Below are 19962 nucleotides of genomic sequence, written 5' to 3' on the forward strand. Positions count from 1 at the left end.
AACTCCGGGGCTATGACCCCGACGTTCGCTCACGAGGGCTCACTCCGCGTCGCGGAACACCGGGGCGCGCTTCTCGAAGCCCGAGGTGACCGCCTCGACCTGGTTCGGGCTCCCGATCAGCGCGCCGATCTCGGTCTGCTCGGCGGCGAAGCCGGTCGCGAGGTCGACCCGGCCGGCGACGTCGAGCAGGCGCTTGGCCGCCCGGACGGCGTGCGGGCTGCGCCCGGCGATCTCGCGGGCGAGGGCGAGCGCCGCGTCGCGGGGCGCGGGGTCGGTGCGTGTGCAGAGCCCCAGCGCGGCGGCCTCGGTGCCGCTGACGATCCGCGCGGTCAGCGTGAGCTCCTTGGCGACGTCGCGGCCGACGAGCTCGGGGAGCACCTGGGTGCCGGTCATGTCGGGGATCAGGCCCCACTTGACCTCCATGACCGAGAGCCTCGCGTCCGGGGCGACGATACGGATGTCGGCGCCGAGCGCGATCTGCAGCCCGCCGCCCAGCGCGTTGCCCTGGATCGCGGCGATCACCGGGACCTCCTGCTCCGCCCACACCCACGCCGCCCGCTGCCCCGTGGCGCGCGCCGGCCCGTCCGAGGGCGGGAGCTGCGCCGACGCCGACAGCCGCTCCCCGTCCGCCATCGCGCGGAAGGAGCCGAAGTCCAGCCCGGCGCAGAAGTCGGGACCCTCGCCCGAGAGCACGACGACCCGCACGGCGGGGTCGGCCTTCAGTCGCTCGCCGGCGCCGACGAGGCCCTCGAACATCGCGGGATCGAGCGCGTTGCGCTTGTCGGGGCGCGCGAGCCGCACGTCGGCGACCCCGTCGACGACCTCGACCCGCACGCGCTCCTCGTTGCTCATGGCACGGGGTGTACCAGCGATGCGGCATCGCTGGCATCTGACGCCAGGATCGCCACATCCTCGCCGGCGCGACACGCCGGGGCGGGCGGCCGCCGATGACGCCGGCGGTCCCGGTCACCGGGCGCCGGTCCTTCCCGCGAGCCGCGCCCCGCTGGCATGCTCGCTGAACGGTCGTTCAGGAGGAGGTCGGTGTGGACTTCGCACTCCCGGCGGAGCTGACCCGGCGGCTCGCGGCGCTCGACGACTTCATCGAGACCGAGATCCGCCCGCTGGAGGAGCAGGACGACAACCAGCGGTTCTTCGACCACCGGCGCGAGTACGCCCGCACCGACTTCGAGAACGGCGGCGTCCCGCGCGCGGAGTGGGAGGAGCTGCTCGGCGAGATGTTCCGCCGCGCCGACGCCGCGGGCTGGCTGCGCTACGGGCTGCCGGCGGAGGTGGGCGGGTCCGACGGCACCAACCTGGACATGGCGGTGATCCGCGAGCACCTCGCCCACCGCGGGCTCGGCCTGCACAACGACCTGCAGAACGAGTCGTCGGTGGTGGGCAACTTCCCGTTCGCGCACATGCTCCTGGAGTTCGGGAGCCCGGCGCAGCGCGAGGAGTTCCTCGAGCCGATGCTCACCCGCACCGCGCGCCTCGGATTCGGTCTCTCCGAGCCCGACCACGGCAGCGACGCCACCTGGATGGAGACCCGGGCGGTCCGCGACGGCGGCGACTGGGTGATCAACGGCGCGAAGCGCTGGAACTCCGGGATGCACTCGGCGACCCACGACGTGGTATTCGCGCGCACGTCGGGGCAGGACGGCGCCGCGCGCGGCATCACGGCGTTCTTCGTCCCCACCGACACGCCCGGCTTCTCGGTCGACTTCCACTGGTGGACGCTGAACATGCCCACCGACCACGCCGAGGTGAGCCTGCGCGACGTCCGGGTCCCCGACGACGCGATCTTCGGCGAGGAGGGCGCCGGGCTCGCCGTCGCGCAGACGTTCGTCCACGAGAACCGCATCCGCCAGGCCGCCTCGGGCGTCGGCGCCGGCCAGTACTGCGTCGACCGCAGCGTCGACTTCGCCCGCGAGCGGCACACGTTCGGCGCCCCGCTGGCGACGCGCCAGGCGATCCAGTGGCCGCTGGTCGAGCTGGCGACCGAGGCCGAGATGCTCCGCGGCCTGGTCCGCAAGACGGCCTGGGAGCTCGACCGCCGCCCGCACATGGAGATCAGCGACCGCGTCTCGATGTGCAACTACCGCGCCAACCGCTTCGTCTGCGAGGCCGCCGACCGTGCCATGCAGGTGCACGGCGGGCTCGGCTACTCGCGGCACACCCCGTTCGAGCACATCTACCGCCACCACCGCCGCTACCGGATCACCGAGGGCGCTGAGGAGATCCAGATGCGCAAGGTCGCCGGGTACCTCTTCGGCTTCGCGGGCCCGAACAAGCGGTGAGTGCCGACGACCTGCGCGACCGGCTCGCGCGCCGTCTCACCGAGGTCACCGGCCGGGACGTCGCGGTGGAGGGCCTGCGCCGCCTCACCGCCGGCGCCAGCCGCGAGACGTGGTCGTTCACCGCGACCGACGCCGGCGGCCGCCGCGACCTCGTGCTGCGCCGCGACCCGCCCGGCGCCGACCGGCCGGACGGCATGGCGCTCGAGGCCGCGGCGATCGCGGCCGCGGCGCAGGCCGGCGTCCGTGTCCCGCCGCTGGTCGACAGCGGCAGCGACCCCGCGACGGTCGGAACGCCCTACCTCGTCACCGCGCACGTCGCCGGCGAGACCCTGGGCCCGCGGATCCTGCGCGAGGAGCGGTACGCCGGGGCCCGCGCGGGCCTCGCCGCCGAGCTGGGGCGCACGCTGGCCCGGATCCACGCCGTCCCGCTCGACGCCGTCCCGGGCCTGCCGCACGCCGACCCGGTCGAGGACCTCCGCACGACCTACGACGCCCTCGACGAGCCGCTGCCGACCGTGGACATCGCCCTGCGGTGGCTCGACCGCCACCGGCCCGCCCCGGTCGCCGACGCCCTCGTGCACGGCGACTTCCGGCTCGGCAACCTCATCGTCGACGAGACCGGGCTGGCGGCCGTGCTCGACTGGGAGCTGGTGCACCGGGGCGACCCGCGCGAGGACCTCGGCTGGCTGTGCGTGAAGTGCTGGCGGTTCGGCGCGCCGCTGCCGGTCGCGGGCCTCGGGACGCTCGACGAGCTGCTCGACGGGTACGCCGAGGTCGCCGGCGAGCGACCCGATCCCGACGCGGTGCGCTGGTGGCAGGTCCACCGCACGACGTGGTGGGCGCTGGCCTGCCGGGAGATGGCCGGGCGGCACCTGTCGGGCGTGACCCCGTCGGTGGAGCTCGCCGCCATCGGCCGCCGAGTCGCCGAGAACGAGCACGACCTGCTGCTCCTGCTCGGGGTCCCCGCCGAGGAGAGCGGCGCCGGGGAGGAGGCGCCGCGCTCGGACCTGTTCGGGCGCCCGAGCGCCGTCGACCTCGTCGACGCGGTGACGGCGTTCCTGCGCGAGGCCGTCGTGGCCGCCGACGACGAGCGCCTGGCCTACCTCGCCCGCGTCGCGGCGAACGTCCTCGGCGGCGTCGGGCGGGAGCTGCGCCTGGGGCCGGGGCACGAGCGCCGCCACCGCGAGCGGCTCGCCGCCCTGGGCTACACCGACCAGGCCGGCCTCGCCGCCGCCATCCGCGAGGGCGAGATCGACGACACCGACCCCGCCCTGCTCGCGACCGTGCGCGCGGCGGTGACCGACCGGCTCGCCGTCGCCAACCCCCGCTACCTGACCCTGCCCGGATGACGAGCGGAGGACCATGCGCACCGTGACGACCGGGCTGGAGTTCCCGGAGGGCCCGATCGCGCTGGCCGGCGGCGACGTCCTCGTCGTCGAGATCCGTCGGGGCACGCTGACCCGTGTCGCGCCCGACGGCACGACGAGGGTCGTCGCCGAGCTCGGCGGCGGCCCCAACGGGGCGGCGATCGGCCCCGACGGGGCGGTCTACGTCGCCAACAACGGCGGCTTCACCTGGCACGACCGCGACGGGGTCACCGCGCCCGGCCACCAGCCCGACGACTACCGCGGGGGCAGCATCCAGCGCGTCGTGCTCGACGGGCCCGACGCCGGCGCGGTCACCGAGCTCTACACCGCCTGCGACGGCCGGCCGCTGCGCGGACCGAACGACATCGTCTTCGACGCCGACGGCGGCTTCTGGTTCACCGACATCGGCAAGAGCCGCGAGCGCGACCGCGACACCGGCGCGCTCTACCACGCGCGCCCGGACGGGTCGTCGATCACCGAGGTCGTGCACCCGCTGACCCAGCCCAACGGGGTCGGCCTGTCGCCGGACGGGTCGCGGCTCTACGTCGCGGAGACCGTCACCGGCCGGGTCTGGGCGTGGGACGTCACCGGGCCGGGTCGACTCGCGCGCGCCGCGGAGCCGGTCGGGCCCCGCGGCGCCGCGCTGCTGCACGGCCTCGGCGGCTACCAGCTGCTCGACTCGCTCGCGGTCGACGGCGAGGGCAACGTCTGCGTCGCGACCCTGATGACCGGCGCGATCAGCGTGATCGCGCCCGACGGCACGCTGCTGCGGCAGGTCCCGGTGCCCGAGCACGACCCGTACGTCACGAACATCTGCTTCGCCGGCGCGGACTCGCGCACGGCCTGGGTGACCTCGTCGGGGCGCGGCATCCTGTACGCCCTGGAGTGGGACGGCCCGGGACTCGACCTGGCGTTCACAGCATAGGAGGAGGGCGCACATGGCCTGGGACTTCTCGACCGAGCCGGAGTTCGAGGAGCAGCTCGCGTGGATGCGGACGTTCGTCCGCGAGGAGATCGAGCCGCTCGAGACCCTCGACCTCGACGGGGCGACGCTCAAGCGCGCGACCGCGCCGCTGCAGGAGGAGGTCAAGGCGCGCGGGCTGTGGGCCGCGCACCTGCCCCCGGAGCTGGGCGGGGGCGGGTTCGGCCAGGTCAAGCTCGGTCTGATGCACGAGATCCTCGGGCGCTGCGCGTACGCCCCGTCGGTCTTCGGCAACAACGCCCCCGACTCGGGCAACGCCGAGCTGCTCGCCCTCGGGGCGAACGAGGTGCAGAAGAAGCAGTGGATGGAGCCGCTGCTCGACGGCACCCTGCGCAGCGCGTTCTCGATGACCGAGCCGAACGCCGGCGCCGACCCCACCCTGCTGACCACACGGGCCGAGCGCGTCGGCGACGAGTACGTCGTCAACGGGCACAAGTGGTTCACGTCGAACGGGTCGGTGGCCGACTTCCTCATCCTCATGGCCGTCACCGACCCGGACGCCGCCCCGCGGCGGCGGGCGTCGATGTTCGTGGTCCCGACCGACACCCCCGGCGTGGAGGTCCTGCGCGACATCCCGACGATGGAGCACCCCGAGGAGCGCACCGGTCAGCCCGGCGGGCACGCCGAGGTGGTCTACCGCGACGTGCGGGTGCCCGCCGACAACCTCATCGGCGCCGAGGGCGACGGCTTCGTGCTGGCCCAGAAGCGGCTGGGGCCCGGGCGCATCCACCACTGCATGCGCTGGCTCGGGCAGTCGCAGCGCGCGTTGGACATGCTCTGCGAGCGGGCGGTCTCGCGCTACACCCACGGCTCGGTGCTCTCCGAGAAGCAGATGGTCCAGGACTGGATCGCGACCTCGACCGCGGAGATGACCGCGGCGCGGCTGATGACGCTGCAGGCGGCCTGGAAGATGGACCAGGGCGGCACCGAGGCGGCGCTCACCGACATCGCGATGATCAAGTTCTTCGGCGCGACGGTGCTCTACAACGTGATCGACCGGGCCATCCAGGTGCACGGCTCGCTCGGCTTCACCACCGACCTGCCCCTCGAGGGCATGTACCGCCACGCCCGCGCCGCGCGCATCTACGACGGCCCCGACGAGGTCCACAAGGTCACCGTCGCCCGCCGGGTGCTGCGCGGGTACGAGCCCCGGGACGTGCCGAGCGAGCACGTGCCGACGCGCCGGGAGGAGGCGCGCCGGAAGTTCGCGCACCTGCTGGACGCGGCCGCCGTGGGGGGCTACTAGTTGTCGGCAACCAGACGACTCCCCGAAGGAGGACCCCGGCGATGATCGCTGTGGGAGAGAAGATCCCCGACGTGCCGCTGACGACGGTCGACGCGGAGGGCAACACCGAGTCCGTGCGCTCCGGCGAGCTCTTCGCGACGGGCCGCACCGTGCTGTTCGGCGTGCCCGCCGCCTTCAGCCCGACCTGCAGCGACGCCCACCTCCCGGGCTTCGTCGCGAAGGCCGGCGAGATCTCGGCGAAGGGCGTCGACCGGATCGTCTGCGTCTCGGTCAACGACCCGTTCGTGATGGGCGCGTGGGCCAAGGACCAGGCCGTCGAGGGGGTCGTCATGCTCGCGGACGGCTCGGCGCTGTTCGCCCGGGCGATGGGCCTGGACCTGGACGGCACGGACTTCGGGCTCGGGGTCCGGTCGCAGCGCTACGCGTCGATCATCGACGACGGGACGCTGACCTGGATCGACGTCGAGGCCGCCCCGCCGGATCACGAGAAGTCCACCGCCGAGGTGGTCCTGACCCACCTCTAGCGGCAGTCCACGACCCGCAGGGCGATCGCCGTGTACCGGTCCACGAGATCGGGCACGGCGAGCCCGCGGTCGGGCTCATCCCCCTGATCGGGCTCGTACCCCTGCTCGGGCTCGTACCAGTGGGCGATGGCGTTGCACGCCGCGACGATCGCGCGGCGTGCGTCGTCCGGGTGCTCGCACGCGAACGCCCCGCGCGCCACGCCGTCGGCGACGATGTCGGCCCACAGGCGGCTCGCGGCCGCTCGCAGGCCGTCGAGGCGCTCGCGGTCGGCCGGGTCGAGGTTGCGCCACTCGGACGCGGCGATGGTGCTCTCGACCTGCCGGCTGACCCGGTACTCCACGGTCGCGCGCACCAGCGCCCCGAGCCGGGCGGCCGGGTCGTCGCCGGCCGTGCGCAACGCCTCGTCGCAGCGCCGGAAGTACTCCGCAGTGCTCTCCTCGATCAGGGCGGTGAGCAGCTCCTGCTTGCCGGAGTGCCAGTGGTAGAGCGCCGAGAGCGAGAGGCCCGCGCGCGCGGCGATGTCGCGGATCGAGCTCCCGTGGTAGCCGCGCTCGGCGAAGCTCTCGCGCGCGGCGCGGGTGATCGCGTCCCGGCCGCTCCCGCGCGGCACGGCCGGGGAGCTCATCGCGACAGCGTAGTGGCCGGGTGAACGATCGATCGATAGGTTCCGGGCGTATCTGCTGTCTCGGGACGGAGCCGCATCCATGGACCCCACCGATCCCGACGAGGTCCTGCTCGCCCGCCGCGACGCGGGCGTGCTGACCCTGACCCTGAACCGTCCCCAGCGCCGCAACGCGCTCGACACGGCGTCGTGGCAGGCGCTGCACGCGCAGCTGTCGGCCGCCCGCGACGACGACGCCGTGCGCGCCGTGGTGATCACCGGGGCGGGCGGGGCGTTCTGCGCGGGCGCCGATCTCTCCGGTGCCCGCGAGGGGCACCCGCTGGACCGGATGCGGTTCATCAACGAGATCGCGCTGCTGCTCCACGAGCTGCCGAAGCCGACGGTCGCGCAGGTGGACGGCGTCGCGGTCGGGGCGGGCTGGAACCTCGCGCTGGGCTGCGACCTCGTCGTCGCCACCCCGACGGCGCGCTTCTCGCAGATCTTCGCCAAGCGCGGGCTGTCGCTGGACTTCGGCGGGTCGTGGCTGTTGCCGCGCCTGGTCGGTATGCAGCAGGCCAAGCGCCTCGCGCTGCTCGCCGAGATGATCGACGCCGAGGAGGCGCTGCGGCTGGGCCTCGTGACCTGGATCGTGGCGCCCGAGGAGATCGAGGCCTTCGTCGCCGACCTCACCGCCCGGCTCGTCGCGAACGCCCCGGTCGCCGTCGCGCAGTCGAAGGCGCTGCTGCACGAGAACGCCGACCGGACGCTGCGCGACGCGCTCGCGACCGAGGCCCGGACCCAGGCCGTCAACTTCGCCGGGGAGGACGCGCCCGAGGCGTTCGCGGCGTTCCGCGATAAGCGGGAGCCGCACTTCACCGGGCAGTGGGCGGTCCGGTGAGCCTGTTCGACCTCACCGGGCACGTCGCCCTGGTCACCGGCGGCAACTCCGGCATCGGCCTCGGCATGGCCCGCGGGCTCGCCCGCTGCGGGGCGGACGTCGCGATCTGGGGGACCAACGAGGAGCGCAACGCCGCGGCCGTCGACGAGCTCGCGGGGCTGGGGGCCCGGGCGCGGGCGTGGCGCTGCGACGTCGGCGACGAGGACGCGGTCGAGGCGGCGTTCGGCGGGGTGCTCGAGCACTTCGGGCGCGTCGACTCGTGCTTCGCCAACGCCGGGATCGGCGGGTCGGGGGCACGGTTCGTCGACACGACCCTCGAGGAGTGGCGGCGCGTCACCCGGATCGACCTCGACGGCGCGTTCCTGACGCTGCGCGCCGCCGCGCGGCACATGGTCGAGCGCGGGGACGGCGGGGTGCTGGTGGGCACCTCGAGCGTGTCCACGGTCCACGGGGCCCCGCGCAACCAGGCGTACGCGGCGTCGAAGGCCGGCCTGACCGCGATCATCAAGGGCCTCGCGATCGAGCTCGCCCGCCACCGCGTCAACGCGCACTCGCTGGTGGTCGGCTGGACCGAGACCCCGCTCGCGTCCCGCACGCTGCACGACGAGCGCTTCGAGAAGGCCGTGATGCCGCGGATGCCGCAGCGGCGCTGGGGCGAGCCGGACGACTTCGCGCGCCTCGCGGTGTACCTCGCCGGCGGCGCCGGGGGCTTTCACACCGGCGACGAGATCGTCGTCGACGGCGCCTACTCGATCTTCTGAGCGGCGGGCACCGCTGCAACCTGGCTGCAACCCCTGCCCACGGGGCGCGTGATCGGCTTCACTGTCTCCACGCGACAGGACCGTGGGCAGATCCGGGCGGCCGCCCACGGTCGGCACGGGATGTCGCCCGTCGAAGAGAGGCAGCAGTGACGCAGACGGCGGAGAGCGGGCGCACCGAGACCGACCGGCGGGTGAGCAGCTGGCTCACCGAGTTCGCCGACGCGCTCTCGGCCGGGGACGGTGACCGCACGGCGGCGCTGTTCGCGGACGAGTCCTACTGGCGCGACCTGGTGTCGTTCACCTGGAACCTGGTGACCGTGGAGGGGCCGGCCGGGGTCGCGGACCTGGCGCGGTCGGACGCCGCGCGGCAGGCCTCGCCGGTGAGCTTCGAGGTCAGCGGCGCGCCGACGGAGTCCGACGGGGTGACCGAGGCGTGGCTGACGTTCGAGACCGCGATCGGGCGGGGCACCGGGCACCTGCGGCTGAACGCGGACGGCAAGGCGTGGACGTTGCTGACCACGCTGGACGAGCTCAAGGGCCACGAGGAGCCGCGGGGGGAGCGCCGCCCGTTCGGCACCGAGCACGGCGCGAACCCGGACCGCGTGACCTGGCGCGAGCGGCGTGAGGCCGAGGCCGCGGAGCTGGGCTACACGCGCCAGCCGGAGGTCGTGATCATCGGCGGCGGGCAGGGCGGGATCGCGCTCGGCGCGCGGCTGCGCCAGCTGGGCGTCGAGGCGATCATCGTCGAGTCCAACGAGCGGCCCGGCGACTCCTGGCGCAAGCGCTACAAGAGCCTCGCCCTGCACGACCCGGTCTGGTACGACCACCTGCCCTACCTGAAGTTCCCGGACAACTGGCCGGTGTTCGCGCCGAAGGACAAGATCGGCGACTGGCTCGAGATGTACACCCGCGTCATGGAGCTGAACTACTGGGGCTCCACGACGGCGAAGAGCGCGACGTTCGACGAGGCCTCCGGCGAGTGGTCGGTGGTGGTCGACCGGGCCGGCGAGGAGGTCACGCTCCGGCCGAAGCAGCTGGTGTTCGCGCTCGGGGTCTCGGGCAAGCCGAACATCCCCGACATCCCGGGCCGCGAGAAGTTCCAGGGCGAGGTGCAGCACTCCAGCCAGCACCCCGGGCCGGACGCCTACAAGGGCAAGAAGGTCGTGGTCATCGGGTCGAACAACTCGGCGTTCGACATCTGCGGGGCCCTGTGGGAGGTCGGCGCGGACGTCACGATGGTGCAGCGCAGCTCCACGCACATCATCAAGAGCGACACGCTCATGGAGTACGGGCTCGGCGACCTGTACTCCGAGCGCGCGCTGGCGTCGGGGATCGACACCTACACCGCGGACATGATCTTCGCGTCGCTGCCGTACCGGATCATGCACACCTTCCAGAAGCCCACCTACGACAAGGCCCGCGAGATCGACGCGGAGTTCTACCGCAAGCTCACCGACGCCGGCTTCGAGCTCGACTTCGGCGACGACGACTCCGGGCTGTTCATGAAGTACCTGCGCCGCGGCTCGGGCTACTACATCGACGTGGGCGCCGCCGAGCTCGTCGCCGACGGCAAGGTCAAGCTCGCCAAGGGCCAGATCACCGAGCTGACCGAGCACGAGGTCGTGCTCGACGACGGCACCCGCCTCGAGGCCGACCTGGTCGTGCTGGCCACCGGCTACGGCTCGATGAACCAGCGCGCCGCCGACATCATCGGCCAGGAGATGGCCGACCGCGTCGGCAAGGTCTGGGGCCTGGGCTCGGACACCACCAAGGATCCCGGTCCGTGGGAGGGCGAGCAGCGCAACATGTGGAAGCCGACCCAGCAGGACAACCTGTACTTCCACGGCGGCAACCTGCACCAGTCGCGCTTCTACTCGCTCTACCTCGCGCTGCAGCTCAAGGCGCGCTCGGAGGGCATCCCGACCCCGGTGTTCGGCAAGCAGGAGGTGCACCACACCGCGTAGGCGTGCGGGCGGGCGGGACGAGGTGCCGGTGCACCCCGTCCTGCCCGTCCGTCGTCAGGCGCCGAGCTCCGCGCGGACCCGCTGGGCGGCCCGCGAGAGCGCGCGCAGCTTCTCGTAGGCGCAGAACCGGGGCAGGGCCTTCAGGCCGCAGTCGGTGGAGAGGTAGACGCGCTCGGGCTCGATGTGCTCGAGCACCTTGTGGATGCGGTCGACGATCTCCTGGTCCGACTCGACGTACAGGCTGCGGATGTCGATCACGCCGACCTGGACCTCCCGGTCGGGCGCGACCACCTCGAGGGCCTTGACGTCGGCCATGTCGCGCAGCGCGAAGTCGAGCGCGAACTGCTCGACGTCGACGTCCATCCACCGTTCGAGCACCCGGGGCAGCGCGTCCTCCACGGCGCGGAAGGTGTTGCCGTAGCCGGCCCCGAGGCAGCAGTGCCAGGCGATCTTCGCGTCGACGCCGTCGATCCAGGCGTTCATGACGTCGATGACCCAGTCGCTGTCGTCGTCCAGCGCCAGCTTCCAGGCGCCCAGGTCCTCGATCTGGATGAAGGTCGCGCCGTGCGCCACCAGGTCCTTGAGGTCCTCGTTGAAGATCGGCACGAGGTCCTCGGCGAGCCGCCGGGCGTCGGAGTACGCGGAGTGCGGGTGGGCGAAGTCCACGTGGTAGGTCAGGTTCGGCGGGCCGGCGCCGACCGAGACCTTCATCGGGCGGTCGGTGAGCAGGCGCGCCGCGCTGTGCATCTCGCCGAGGCGTCCGGGGATCCCGCGACTGACGGTCTCGGTGACCGCCGTCCCGCCCCAGTTGTGCATCCAGGCGGCCTGGCTCAGGTCCCCGTCCCCGCTGGCCTCGATCTGACGGGCCAGCGGGTTGGGCAGCTTCGCCTTCGTGAACCCGCCGAGGCGCTCGTACCAGTACCAGACGAACGACCCGATCGCGCCGCCGTAGTCGTCGAAGTGCATCTGGCCGTCGGTCACGATGTCCAGCCCGGCCAGTTCCTGGTCCTTCATGCACGCCGTCGTGGCGTCCCACCACGCGTGCCAGTTCTCCTCCAGCTTCCACCACTCGAGCAGGTCGGCCCCCGCGAGGTTGTAGCGGGAGTACCACCGGGGCTTGGGATAGGACCCGATCATCGTCGTCGGGAGGACGGTGTCGACGACCTTGCGCATCATGTTCTCCTCACGGGCTGTGGGCGGGTGTGGTCAGTGCTCGACGACGGCGACGGCGCGCGTCGGTCCCCCGTGGGAGCCCTGCAGCTTGAGCGGGAAGCCGACGAAGGTGAAGCGGGTGTCGACGACCTGGTCGAGGTTGGCGAGGTTCTCGTAGTGGGTGATGTGCTCGCGCCGGCACATCATGTGGCAGGGATAGGTGCGGCTGATCGGGTTGTCCGGCGTCGGGCTGTCGACCCCGAAGGTCTTGATCCCCCGGTCGCGGATCCACTCGCTGCCCGACTCGCCGAAGCCCGCGAAGTCGGTGAGGTACTCCCGGCGCCCGACGTACCGGTTCCAGGTCGCCGTGTGGAACAGCACGATGTCGCCGGGGCGCACGTCGACCGGGGACGCCTTCTCGACCTCGTCGAGGTGCTCAGCGGTGATGTCGGTGTGCGCGGGGACGTCGGAGACGTCGAGGCACACCGCGTCGCCGTAGAACAGGTCCAGCGACATCTGGTCGATGGTCTGGGCGGTCGGGTCCGGGTCGAGGTGGGAGAACGAGTCGACGTGGGTGGGGCCGTTGTCGTTGAGCAGGAACCCCGTCGTCTGGAAGGAGAACCCGCCCTCGAACCGCTGGGAGGTCTCCTCGTGGGTCGCGTGCTCGAACACGACCGTCTTGAGGTGTCCGGGATAGACCTTCATCCCCTGGTAGATGTCCTGCGAGAGATCGATCAGACGCATCGGTGGGACTCCTTCCTCAGTACATGACCACGCCGGCACTGACGTTGAGGTCCTCGCCCGTGATCGAGGAGGACTGCGGGGCGGCGAGGAAGACGCAGGCGTCGGCGACCTCCTCGGCGCGCACCAGGCGTCCCAGCGGCGAGGGGTCGGTGAAGGCGGCGCGGGCCGCGTCCACGCTGATGTCCCGCTGCCGGGCCTGGTCGCGGATCACCGCCTCGATCCGGGGCCCGTCGACGGCACCGGGACAGACCGCGTTGGCCCGCACGCCGAACGGGCCGAGCTCCGTGGCGAGGGTGCGCACGAGACCGATGAGCCCGGTCTTCGCGGCGGCGTAGGGGGTGCGCCCCGGCAGCGGGCGCTTGCCGGTCATCGACGAGATCGCCACGAGGCTGCCCGAGCGCTGCTCGACGAGCCGCGGGATGAACCGGCGGAAGGTCAGGAAGACGCCGTCGAGGTCGGTCGCCAGGCACTCGCGCCACTCGGCGAGGCTGATCTCGTGGAGCCGGCGGGTGGGGCCGGCGATGCCGGCGTTCGCGATCACCGTGTCGACGCGCCCGAAACGCGTGTCCACGGCGTCCCCCAGCCGCTGCACCGAGGCCTCGTCGGTGACGTCGCAGGAGGCGGTGAGGACGTCGGTGCCCGGGGCGAGCCGCTCGATGTCGGCGAGGGTGTCGGCGAGGGTGTCCTCGTCGCGGGCGGTCAGGGCGAGCCCGGCGCCCTCGGCGGCCATCCCGACCGCGATGGCCCGCCCGATCCCGCGGCTCGCCCCGGTGACGACCACGACCTGGCCGTGCAGTCGCTCGCCCACCGTCGCCTCCGGCGCACCTCGTTGTGACCCACGCCATCGTGCTGGGCGTCCGGGGGTGGCGACTATGTGCTCGCGACACCGACTGGTCGCTCGATGTTGTGCCGGTGCCTAGGGGTCGACGCCGACCTCCTCGACGTCTCGGACGACGACGGCGAGCTGGAGCTGCAGGAGGACCGAGGGGCTGCGCAGGGGGTGGCCGAGGAGCGCCTCGATGCGGCGCAGCCGGTGGGCGACCGTGTTGCGGTGCACCACGAGCGCCGCGGCGGTGGCCGGTGCCGAGCAGTCCTCGCGGAGCCAGACGCGCAGCGTCGTGACCAGCGCCGCCCCGTGCCGCCGGTCGTGGCGCTCCAGGGGGTCGAGCAGCCGCCGGGCGAAGGCCGACAGCCCGCTCGCGACCCCGGCCTCGAGCACCAGGCCGTGGACCCCGAGGTCGGCCAGGTCGAGGATCCGGCCCTCGTCGGGGCGCCGCATCAGGGCGAGCGCGTTGCGCGCCGCCCGGCAGGACGCCGCGTGCGCGGCCGGCGAGGTGCCGGTGCCCGCGATCACCGCCGACACGGGCTGCGGCGCGGTGACCTGCTCGAGCCGCGCCAGGAGGCGGCGCAGGCGCTCGCGGTCGATCCACCCGGCGGGCACGAGCAGCACGAGCGCGCCGTCGTGGATCCCGACGAGGGTCCGTCCGGCGCGGTCCCGCTCCTGCGCCACCACGGACTCCGCGAGCCGGGCCACGCGCGCCAGGGTGTCGTACCGGTCCTCGCGGGGCGGGGTGCCGACGTCGAGGACGACGACGGTGTGCGGTGCCGCGAGGTCGCAGCCCAGGGCGGCCGCCCGCCCGGCCAGCCCGGCGGGGACGTCGTCGCCGTCCTGGCGCAGGAGCTCGGTGAGGACGGCCTGGGACAGCCGTGCCTCGACCTCGATGCCGTGCCGCTCCTTGAGGAGCTCGAAGGCCGCGACCAGCGCGAACCGTTCGACGGTCCGGCGCTCGACGGCCTCCGGGGCGGACGGCGCACCGGTGAGCCACAGCCGGCCCGCGACCTCCCCGCCGAGGACGATCGGTGTCTCCCACGCGGTCGCCGACCCGTCCACGGTTGTCGACGGGCGCAGCTCGACGAGCTCGTAGCGCTCGCGGACCGAGGAGGGCCGTCGGAGCTCCTGCGGCGGGGCGGACGCCGGCGGCGGGACGTACCCGTCGGCGCCGGCGTGCGCGAGCACCGTGCGGTCGACGTCCTCCACGGTGACCGAGGCGCCGACGGTCGCGGCCAGCCAGGAGACCAGCCGGGGCAGGCCGACGTCGTCGAGCGCGAGCTCCAGCAGACGCCGGTGCTGCCGCTCGGCACGATCGACCACGTCCTGGTGGCGGCGCAGCGCGTCGTTGGCGCGGGAGAGCTCGTCGATCGCGCGCTGCTCGCTCTCGCGGAGCCGGGCGGTCTCGACCGCGACGGCCGCGTGCTCGGCGAGGAGCTCGGCCAGCTCGACCTCCGCGGCGCTGAAGTCGCGGGCCCGCGCCGAGTAGGCCACGAGCACCCCCATCGGTTCCTCCGCCGTGAGCAGGGGCGCGGCCAGCAGCGCGTGGTACCCCTCGTCCTGCGCCAGACGACGGAGCCGGTCGAAGTCCGGCAGCCCCGCGATGTCGGCGGCCGTGACCGTGACGCCCTCGCGGACGGCGCGGGCGGCCGGCGCGTCGACGCCGGGCACCGGTGCGTGCACCCGCAGGGGTACGTCGGTGTTGAGGCGCTCGACGTAGGCGTCCGAGAGCCCGAACGCGCCCCGGACCATCAGACGCTCGCGGGAGGGGTCGGCGAGCATGACCGCGCCGAAGTCGAACCCGATCAGCCGGCAGGCGTGCTCCGCGACCCGGCCGAGCAGGACCTCGAGGGGCTCGGCGGCCTTGACCGCGCGGGCCAGCTCGCTGATCGCGCCCGACCAGGACCGCAGCGCCTCGGACACCACCGTCTCTGCCGTCGGCGCGCGCGGGCGAACGTTCACGCGGCCACGCAACCATCCCGGTGCGCTCGACGCACCCGAGCAGACGCGCCCCGGGCGCGCCGTGGTGCTCAGCCCCCGACGGACACCTCGGCGAGGTCGAGGACCACGTCGGCGCAGGTGGTGCGCCCGTCGGCGAGCACGATCCGCTGCGCGCTCGGGGCGCGCCCGGGTGCGCCGGTGACCAGGAGGTGGTCGCCCGGGCCGGCGGCGCGGAGGTCGAAGTCGCCGGCCGCGTCGCTGACCGCCCGCCCCGACTCGCGGCCCGCGGGGTCGACGAGCGTCAGGGTCGCACCGGTCACCGCGCCGCCGTCGGCGTCACGCACCGCGCCGGCGAGACCGGTGCTGTCGGTGCTGACGGCCTCGGTGGTCGTCGTCTCCGTCGTCTCCGTCGTCTCCGCGCTCTGCGGGCGCCCGCCGCGGACCAGCAGCCCGCAGACCACCGCGCCGACGGCGAAGAGGACGGCGGCCGCGGTGAACGCCGCCGAGTAGCCGCTGACCGTCGCGGCACCCGGGTCGCCGGGCGCCGTGGTGAGGGCCGCCGCCGTGGCGGTGCCCGCGATGCTCGAGAGCAGGGCGGTGCCCACCGAGCCGCCGACCTGCTGCATCGTGTTGACCGTCGCCGAGGCCACCCCGGCGTCGGCGGGCTGCACGCCGAGCGTGGCGGTGTTGATACCGGTCGACATCGCGGTGCCCATGCCCAGGCCCATGAGCACGAGGCCGGGCAGGACGCCCGCGGCGTAGGTGCTGTCGACGGTGAGCTGCGAGAACCACAGCATCGCCGCGGTGCCGAGCACGAGGCCGGTGATCACGAGCGGCTTCGGCCCGAACCGGGGGAGCAGCGCGTTGGGCACCGTCGTCGAGGCGGTGACGATCGACGCCACCATCGGCAGGAACGCCACCCCGGTGAGGACGGGGGAGAAGCCGAGGTTGCGCTGCAGGTAGAACGTCAGGAACAGCGAGACCCCGAACATCCCCGACGCGAGCACGAGCACGGTGAGGTAGGCGCCGCCGCGGGTGCGGTCGAGGATCACGCGCAGGGGCAGCAGCGGCGCGGACACCCGGCGCTGGATGAGCACGAAGACGCCGAGCAGCACCACGCCGGCGGCGAGGAAGGCCCACACGACCGGCGAGCCCCAGCCGTCGGTCTCCGCGCTGGCGAGCCCGAAGACCAGCCCGAACAGGCCGGCCGAGGCGGCGAGCGTCCCGCCGACGTCGAGCCGCGGGCGGCCCTGGCGCTGCAGGCTGGGGAGGAGGACGAGCCCCCCGACGAGTGCGACCGCCGCGAACACGGCGTTGACGTACATGCACCAGCGCCAGTCGACGTACTCGGTGAGCACCCCGCCGAGCAGCAGACCGATCGCCGCGCCGGCGCCGACGATGGCGCTGAAGATGCCGAACGCCCGGGCGCGCTCGCGGCCGCCGGGGAAGGTCGTCGTCAGCAGTGAGAGTGCGGCCGGCGCGAGGAGGGCGCCGAAGACCCCTTGGGCCGCGCGGGCGGCGACGAGCATGACGAGGTCGGTCGCGGCGCCGCCGACCATCGACGCGACGGCGAACCCGACGAGCCCGGTGACGAACGCGCGCTTGCGGCCGAAGAGGTCGGACATGCGCCCGCCGAGCAGCAGGAGGCTGCCGAACGCCAGCGCGTAGGCGGTGATGACCCACTGGCGCTGGGCGTCGTCGAAGCCGAGGTCGACCTGGGCCGACGGGAGCGCGATGTTCACGATCGTGTTGTCGAGCACGACCATGAGCTGCGCCACAGCGATCACCGCGAGGATCGCCCAGCGGCGTCCGCCGGGCGCGACGGGAGCGGTGCTGGTCACAGGGGCACGACCATTCTGTCGGGTTCGTGGGGAGATGTCGGCCGTGCGGCGCGGCCTGTTCTCGACGCTATGACCTCGAGCGCGGTCGAGGTCCAGTCGATTCCCGGGCCGGGAGCGGAATCGACCGGCGGTCGGCGGGGCACGCTGCCGTCATGGAGTACACGAAGCTCGGCATGACGGGGCTCGACGTCTCACGGATCTGCCTGGGCTGCATGAGCTACGGCGAGCCGAACGACCGGTGGCCCTGGGCCCTGCGGGCGGACGAGGCGGAGCCGTTCTTCCGCCAGGCCCTCGACGCCGGCATCAACTTCTTCGACACCGCCGACGTCTACTCGCAGGGGACCTCCGAGGAGATCACCGGGCGCTGGCTGAACCGGATGGCCGACCGCGACGAGATCGTCGTCGCGACCAAGGTCTTCAACCGCATGCGGAAGGGCCCCAACGGGGCGGGCCTGTCGCGCAAGGCGATCATGACCGGAATCGACGCCTCGCTGCGCCGCCTCGGCATGGACTACGTCGACCTGTACCAGATCCACCGCTGGGACCACGACACGCCGATCGAGGAGACGCTCGAGGCGCTGCACGACGTCGTCAAGGCGGGCAAGGCGCGCTACATCGGGGCGTCGTCGATGTGGGCGTGGCAGTTCTCGAAGGCGCTGCACCTGCAGGACGGGAACGGGTGGAGCCGGTTCGTCACGATGCAGGACCACTACAACCTGCTCTACCGCGAGGAGGAGCGGGAGATGCTCCCGCTCTGCGCCGACGAGGGCGTCGGCGCGATCCCGTGGAGCCCGTTGGCCCGCGGGAAGCTCACGCGTGACTGGGACGAGTCCACCACCCGCGGCGAGACCGACGAGTTCGGCAAGACGCTGTACCGCGACACCGACCGGCACATCGTCGAGAAGGTCGCCGAGGTCGCCGAGAAGCGCGGCGTCTCGCGGGCGCAGGTCGCGCTGGCGTGGGTGCTGGCCAACCCCGTCGTCGACTCGCCGATCATCGGCGCGACGAAGGAGCACCACCTCGCCGACGCGATCGCCGCCGTCGACCTGCGCCTCGAGGACGACGAGATCGCCGGCCTCGAGGAGCGCTACGAGCCCCGGGGCGTCGCGGGGCACCGCTGACGGGTCGGCGCCGGGTACGATCGCCCCGTGGCCGTCGCCGTCGCGCTGCCCATCGCCGACCGCCGGGTCGCCCATGACTTCTACCGGGCCGCGTTCGGCCTGGAGACCGTCGGCGAGCTCGCGGACGACGGTCTGCCGGAGCCCCTGCAGTTCGTGCTCGGGCCCGGCGCCGTCCTCGTCCTCGTGCCGCGGGGTGGCTTCGGGTGGGTGGCGGCCGGCAACGACGTCGCCGAGGCGGGCCACAGCGAGTGCATCCTGTCGCACCTCGTCCCGTCCGCCGCGGACGTCGACCGCGTGACCGAGGCGGCCCGCGCCGCAGGGGCGACGGTGCGGGTCGAGCCCGGCGACCCGGGCTGGGGGTACAGCAGCACCGTCGCCGACCCCGACGGGCACCTCTGGATGATCCGGGTCGACCCGTCGGGCTGAGTTGCTCTCACCCGCCCGTGAGCTGGGGATCGTTACCGTTCCGTGATCTGGCGTGGGGGTCTCGGGGGGTTTCTGGGGGGCCGGGGTTGTCGGGGGTCGGTTCTAGCGTTCTGGGTGTGAGCATCGATCACGATCTGGGCGCCGGCGGGCTGGCCGGGTTGGCTGGTCGTGAGCCGGGCGCGGAGCTGGCGGGGGTGCTCGACGGGATCGATGCGTCCACGTTGACCGGGCAGGATCTCGCGGCGTATGTGCGGGCGCGGTGGCGGGTGCACAACCGGGCCGAGGCGTTGCTGCTGGCCGGGATGCGCGAGCTGGGGATGGCCCAGGACGGGGGTACGGGGCGGCTGGCGAGCTCGGATGAGTTCTCCGGTGACGAGGTGGCGGCGTTGTTCGGGTGGTCGCGCACGATGGCTTCGCGGCGCCTGGATCTGGCCGATGACCTGTTCGGTCGGTTGCCGGCGCTGGGGGAGGCGTTGTGGCGGGGCGGGCTCGACGAGCCCAAGGTGCGGGCGATCAGCGAGGTGACCGGGGACCTGACTGTCGATCACGCGCGCGCCGCGGTCGCGGTGGTGTTGCCCGAGGCGGCGGGGTTGGCGGTGATGGCGTTGCGGGAGCGGCTCGAGGAGGTGGTGCTGGCCCTGGATCCGCAGTGGGCCGAGCGGCGCCGGCGGCGGGCTGAGTCCCGGGGGCGGGTGGAGCTGTCGATGACCGCGTCGGGGACCGCGACCCGGGCGGTGCTGGATGCCCCGGTCGTGGACGGGATCGCCTCGATGGCGCGGATCGAGGCGTTGGCCGCGGTGGTGCGCGGGTTGGGGGTGCTGACCCCGATCGGTCTGCTGCGCTGCCAGGTCGGGACCCGGTTGCTCGACGGGTCCACCGCGGGCATGACCGACCACGACATCGCCGTGCTGCTCGCCGCCGAGTACCACGCCACCACCAACCCCGACGACGACCCCGACGACGACCCCGACGACGGACCCGGGCCGGACGACGGGCCCGAGGACGGACCCGAGGAGGGGCCGGACCAAGGGCCGGACGACGGGCCGGACGGCGGGCCGGACGACGGCGGGCCGGACGACGAGGCCCCGGACGAGGCTGTCGGTACGGCGAGAGCTGTGCTGCCCACACCGGGTACGCCCGCCGAGCAGGGCGCCCTCGACGTGCCCGGCCTGCCCGGCCTGCCCGACGTGCCACCCGACAGCGAGCCGGCGCCAGGTGCGCCCGCGCCGCGCGAGCCGCGGGCCGGGCGGCTGCGCCAGGGCACCGT

Annotated in this window: 18 protein-coding genes; 11 read left to right on the plus strand and 7 right to left on the minus strand. The window is 73.5% G+C overall.

Annotation, left to right across the window (positions count from 1 at the left end):
- Positions 1-39: 39 nt before the first annotated feature.
- A complete protein-coding gene (locus PHK61_RS15370; protein WP_274281867.1) occupies positions 40-852 on the minus strand; it encodes a crotonase/enoyl-CoA hydratase family protein in 813 nt (270 codons plus the stop codon).
- Between the two features lie 191 nt (positions 853-1043).
- Between PHK61_RS15370 and PHK61_RS15375 the strand changes: the two genes are divergently transcribed.
- Genes PHK61_RS15375 through PHK61_RS15395 form a run of 5 tightly spaced genes read left to right on the plus strand, consistent with a single transcriptional unit; the run spans position 1044 to position 6416 of the window.
- Positions 1044-2297: an acyl-CoA dehydrogenase family protein gene (locus PHK61_RS15375; protein ID WP_274281868.1), complete on the plus strand. Its 1254-nt coding sequence runs from the start codon at positions 1044-1046 to the stop codon at positions 2295-2297.
- The gene (locus PHK61_RS15380; RefSeq protein WP_274281869.1) at positions 2294-3646 is read left to right on the plus strand and encodes a phosphotransferase family protein; all 1353 of its coding nucleotides are present in this window, start codon (positions 2294-2296) and stop codon (positions 3644-3646) included. The genes PHK61_RS15375 and PHK61_RS15380 overlap by 4 nt, the downstream gene beginning before the upstream one ends.
- A gap of 13 nt (positions 3647-3659) precedes the next feature.
- Positions 3660-4589, plus strand: coding sequence for an SMP-30/gluconolactonase/LRE family protein (locus tag PHK61_RS15385; protein ID WP_274281870.1), 930 nt, complete (start codon positions 3660-3662; stop codon positions 4587-4589).
- A 13-nt stretch (positions 4590-4602) separates the two neighbouring features.
- Positions 4603-5892, plus strand: coding sequence for an acyl-CoA dehydrogenase family protein (locus tag PHK61_RS15390; protein WP_274281871.1), 1290 nt, complete (start codon positions 4603-4605; stop codon positions 5890-5892).
- Between the two features lie 41 nt (positions 5893-5933).
- A complete protein-coding gene (locus PHK61_RS15395) occupies positions 5934-6416 on the plus strand; it encodes a peroxiredoxin (protein WP_274281872.1) in 483 nt (160 codons plus the stop codon).
- Here PHK61_RS15395 and PHK61_RS15400 read toward each other — a convergent pair.
- Entirely contained in the window at positions 6413-7042 is a 630-nt protein-coding gene (locus PHK61_RS15400; protein WP_274281873.1) for a TetR/AcrR family transcriptional regulator, read from the minus strand. The genes PHK61_RS15395 and PHK61_RS15400 overlap by 4 nt on opposite strands.
- A gap of 79 nt (positions 7043-7121) precedes the next feature.
- Between PHK61_RS15400 and PHK61_RS15405 the strand changes: the two genes are divergently transcribed.
- The 3 genes from PHK61_RS15405 to PHK61_RS15415 all read left to right on the plus strand — a co-directional run bounded on the left by PHK61_RS15405 (position 7122) and on the right by PHK61_RS15415 (position 10641).
- Positions 7122-7916 (plus strand): enoyl-CoA hydratase/isomerase family protein, encoded by a 795-nt coding sequence (locus PHK61_RS15405; protein ID WP_274281874.1) that lies wholly within the window; start codon positions 7122-7124, stop codon positions 7914-7916.
- Positions 7913-8677, plus strand: a complete 765-nt coding sequence (locus PHK61_RS15410; protein ID WP_274281875.1) for an SDR family NAD(P)-dependent oxidoreductase — start codon at positions 7913-7915, stop codon at positions 8675-8677. Before PHK61_RS15405 ends, PHK61_RS15410 begins: the two co-directional genes overlap by 4 nt.
- A gap of 146 nt (positions 8678-8823) precedes the next feature.
- On the plus strand, positions 8824-10641 hold the full coding sequence (locus PHK61_RS15415) for an NAD(P)/FAD-dependent oxidoreductase (RefSeq protein WP_274281876.1): 1818 nt from the start codon (positions 8824-8826) through the stop codon (positions 10639-10641).
- Positions 10642-10695: 54 nt separating this feature from the next.
- On the opposite strand, the gene PHK61_RS15420 is transcribed toward PHK61_RS15415, so the two are convergent.
- The 5 genes from PHK61_RS15420 to PHK61_RS15445 all read right to left on the minus strand — a co-directional run bounded on the left by PHK61_RS15420 (position 10696) and on the right by PHK61_RS15445 (position 17148).
- Positions 10696-11817, minus strand: a complete 1122-nt coding sequence (locus PHK61_RS15420) for a uroporphyrinogen decarboxylase/cobalamine-independent methonine synthase family protein (protein WP_274281877.1) — start codon at positions 11815-11817, stop codon at positions 10696-10698.
- A gap of 30 nt (positions 11818-11847) precedes the next feature.
- Positions 11848-12537 (minus strand): cyclase family protein, encoded by a 690-nt coding sequence (locus tag PHK61_RS15425; protein WP_274281878.1) that lies wholly within the window; start codon positions 12535-12537, stop codon positions 11848-11850.
- 16 nt (positions 12538-12553) lie between these two features.
- The gene (locus PHK61_RS15430; RefSeq protein ID WP_274281879.1) at positions 12554-13345 is read right to left on the minus strand and encodes an SDR family NAD(P)-dependent oxidoreductase; all 792 of its coding nucleotides are present in this window, start codon (positions 13343-13345) and stop codon (positions 12554-12556) included.
- Between the two features lie 108 nt (positions 13346-13453).
- Positions 13454-15328 carry a helix-turn-helix domain-containing protein gene (locus tag PHK61_RS15435; protein ID WP_274281880.1) on the minus strand — a complete coding sequence of 625 codons (1875 nt, stop codon included), beginning with the start codon at positions 15326-15328 and terminating at the stop codon, positions 13454-13456.
- A gap of 68 nt (positions 15329-15396) precedes the next feature.
- Positions 15397-17148, minus strand: a complete 1752-nt coding sequence (locus tag PHK61_RS15445; protein WP_337993966.1) for an MFS transporter — start codon at positions 17146-17148, stop codon at positions 15397-15399.
- Between the two features lie 152 nt (positions 17149-17300).
- Here PHK61_RS15445 and PHK61_RS15450 point away from each other — a divergent pair, with 152 nt between their 5' ends.
- From PHK61_RS15450 to PHK61_RS15460, 3 genes are all read left to right on the plus strand, one after another.
- Positions 17301-18269 carry an aldo/keto reductase gene (locus PHK61_RS15450; protein ID WP_274281881.1) on the plus strand — a complete coding sequence of 323 codons (969 nt, stop codon included), beginning with the start codon at positions 17301-17303 and terminating at the stop codon, positions 18267-18269.
- A 27-nt stretch (positions 18270-18296) separates the two neighbouring features.
- A complete protein-coding gene (locus PHK61_RS15455) occupies positions 18297-18695 on the plus strand; it encodes a VOC family protein (RefSeq protein ID WP_274281882.1) in 399 nt (132 codons plus the stop codon).
- A gap of 116 nt (positions 18696-18811) precedes the next feature.
- The coding region (locus tag PHK61_RS15460) for a DUF222 domain-containing protein (protein WP_274281883.1) at positions 18812-19962 on the plus strand (1151 nt) is incomplete at its 3' end.

The sequence above is a fragment of the Actinomycetospora lutea genome (genome assembly GCF_028737205.1).
In the GTDB taxonomy this organism is placed as follows: Bacteria; Actinomycetota; Actinomycetes; order Mycobacteriales; family Pseudonocardiaceae; genus Actinomycetospora; species Actinomycetospora lutea.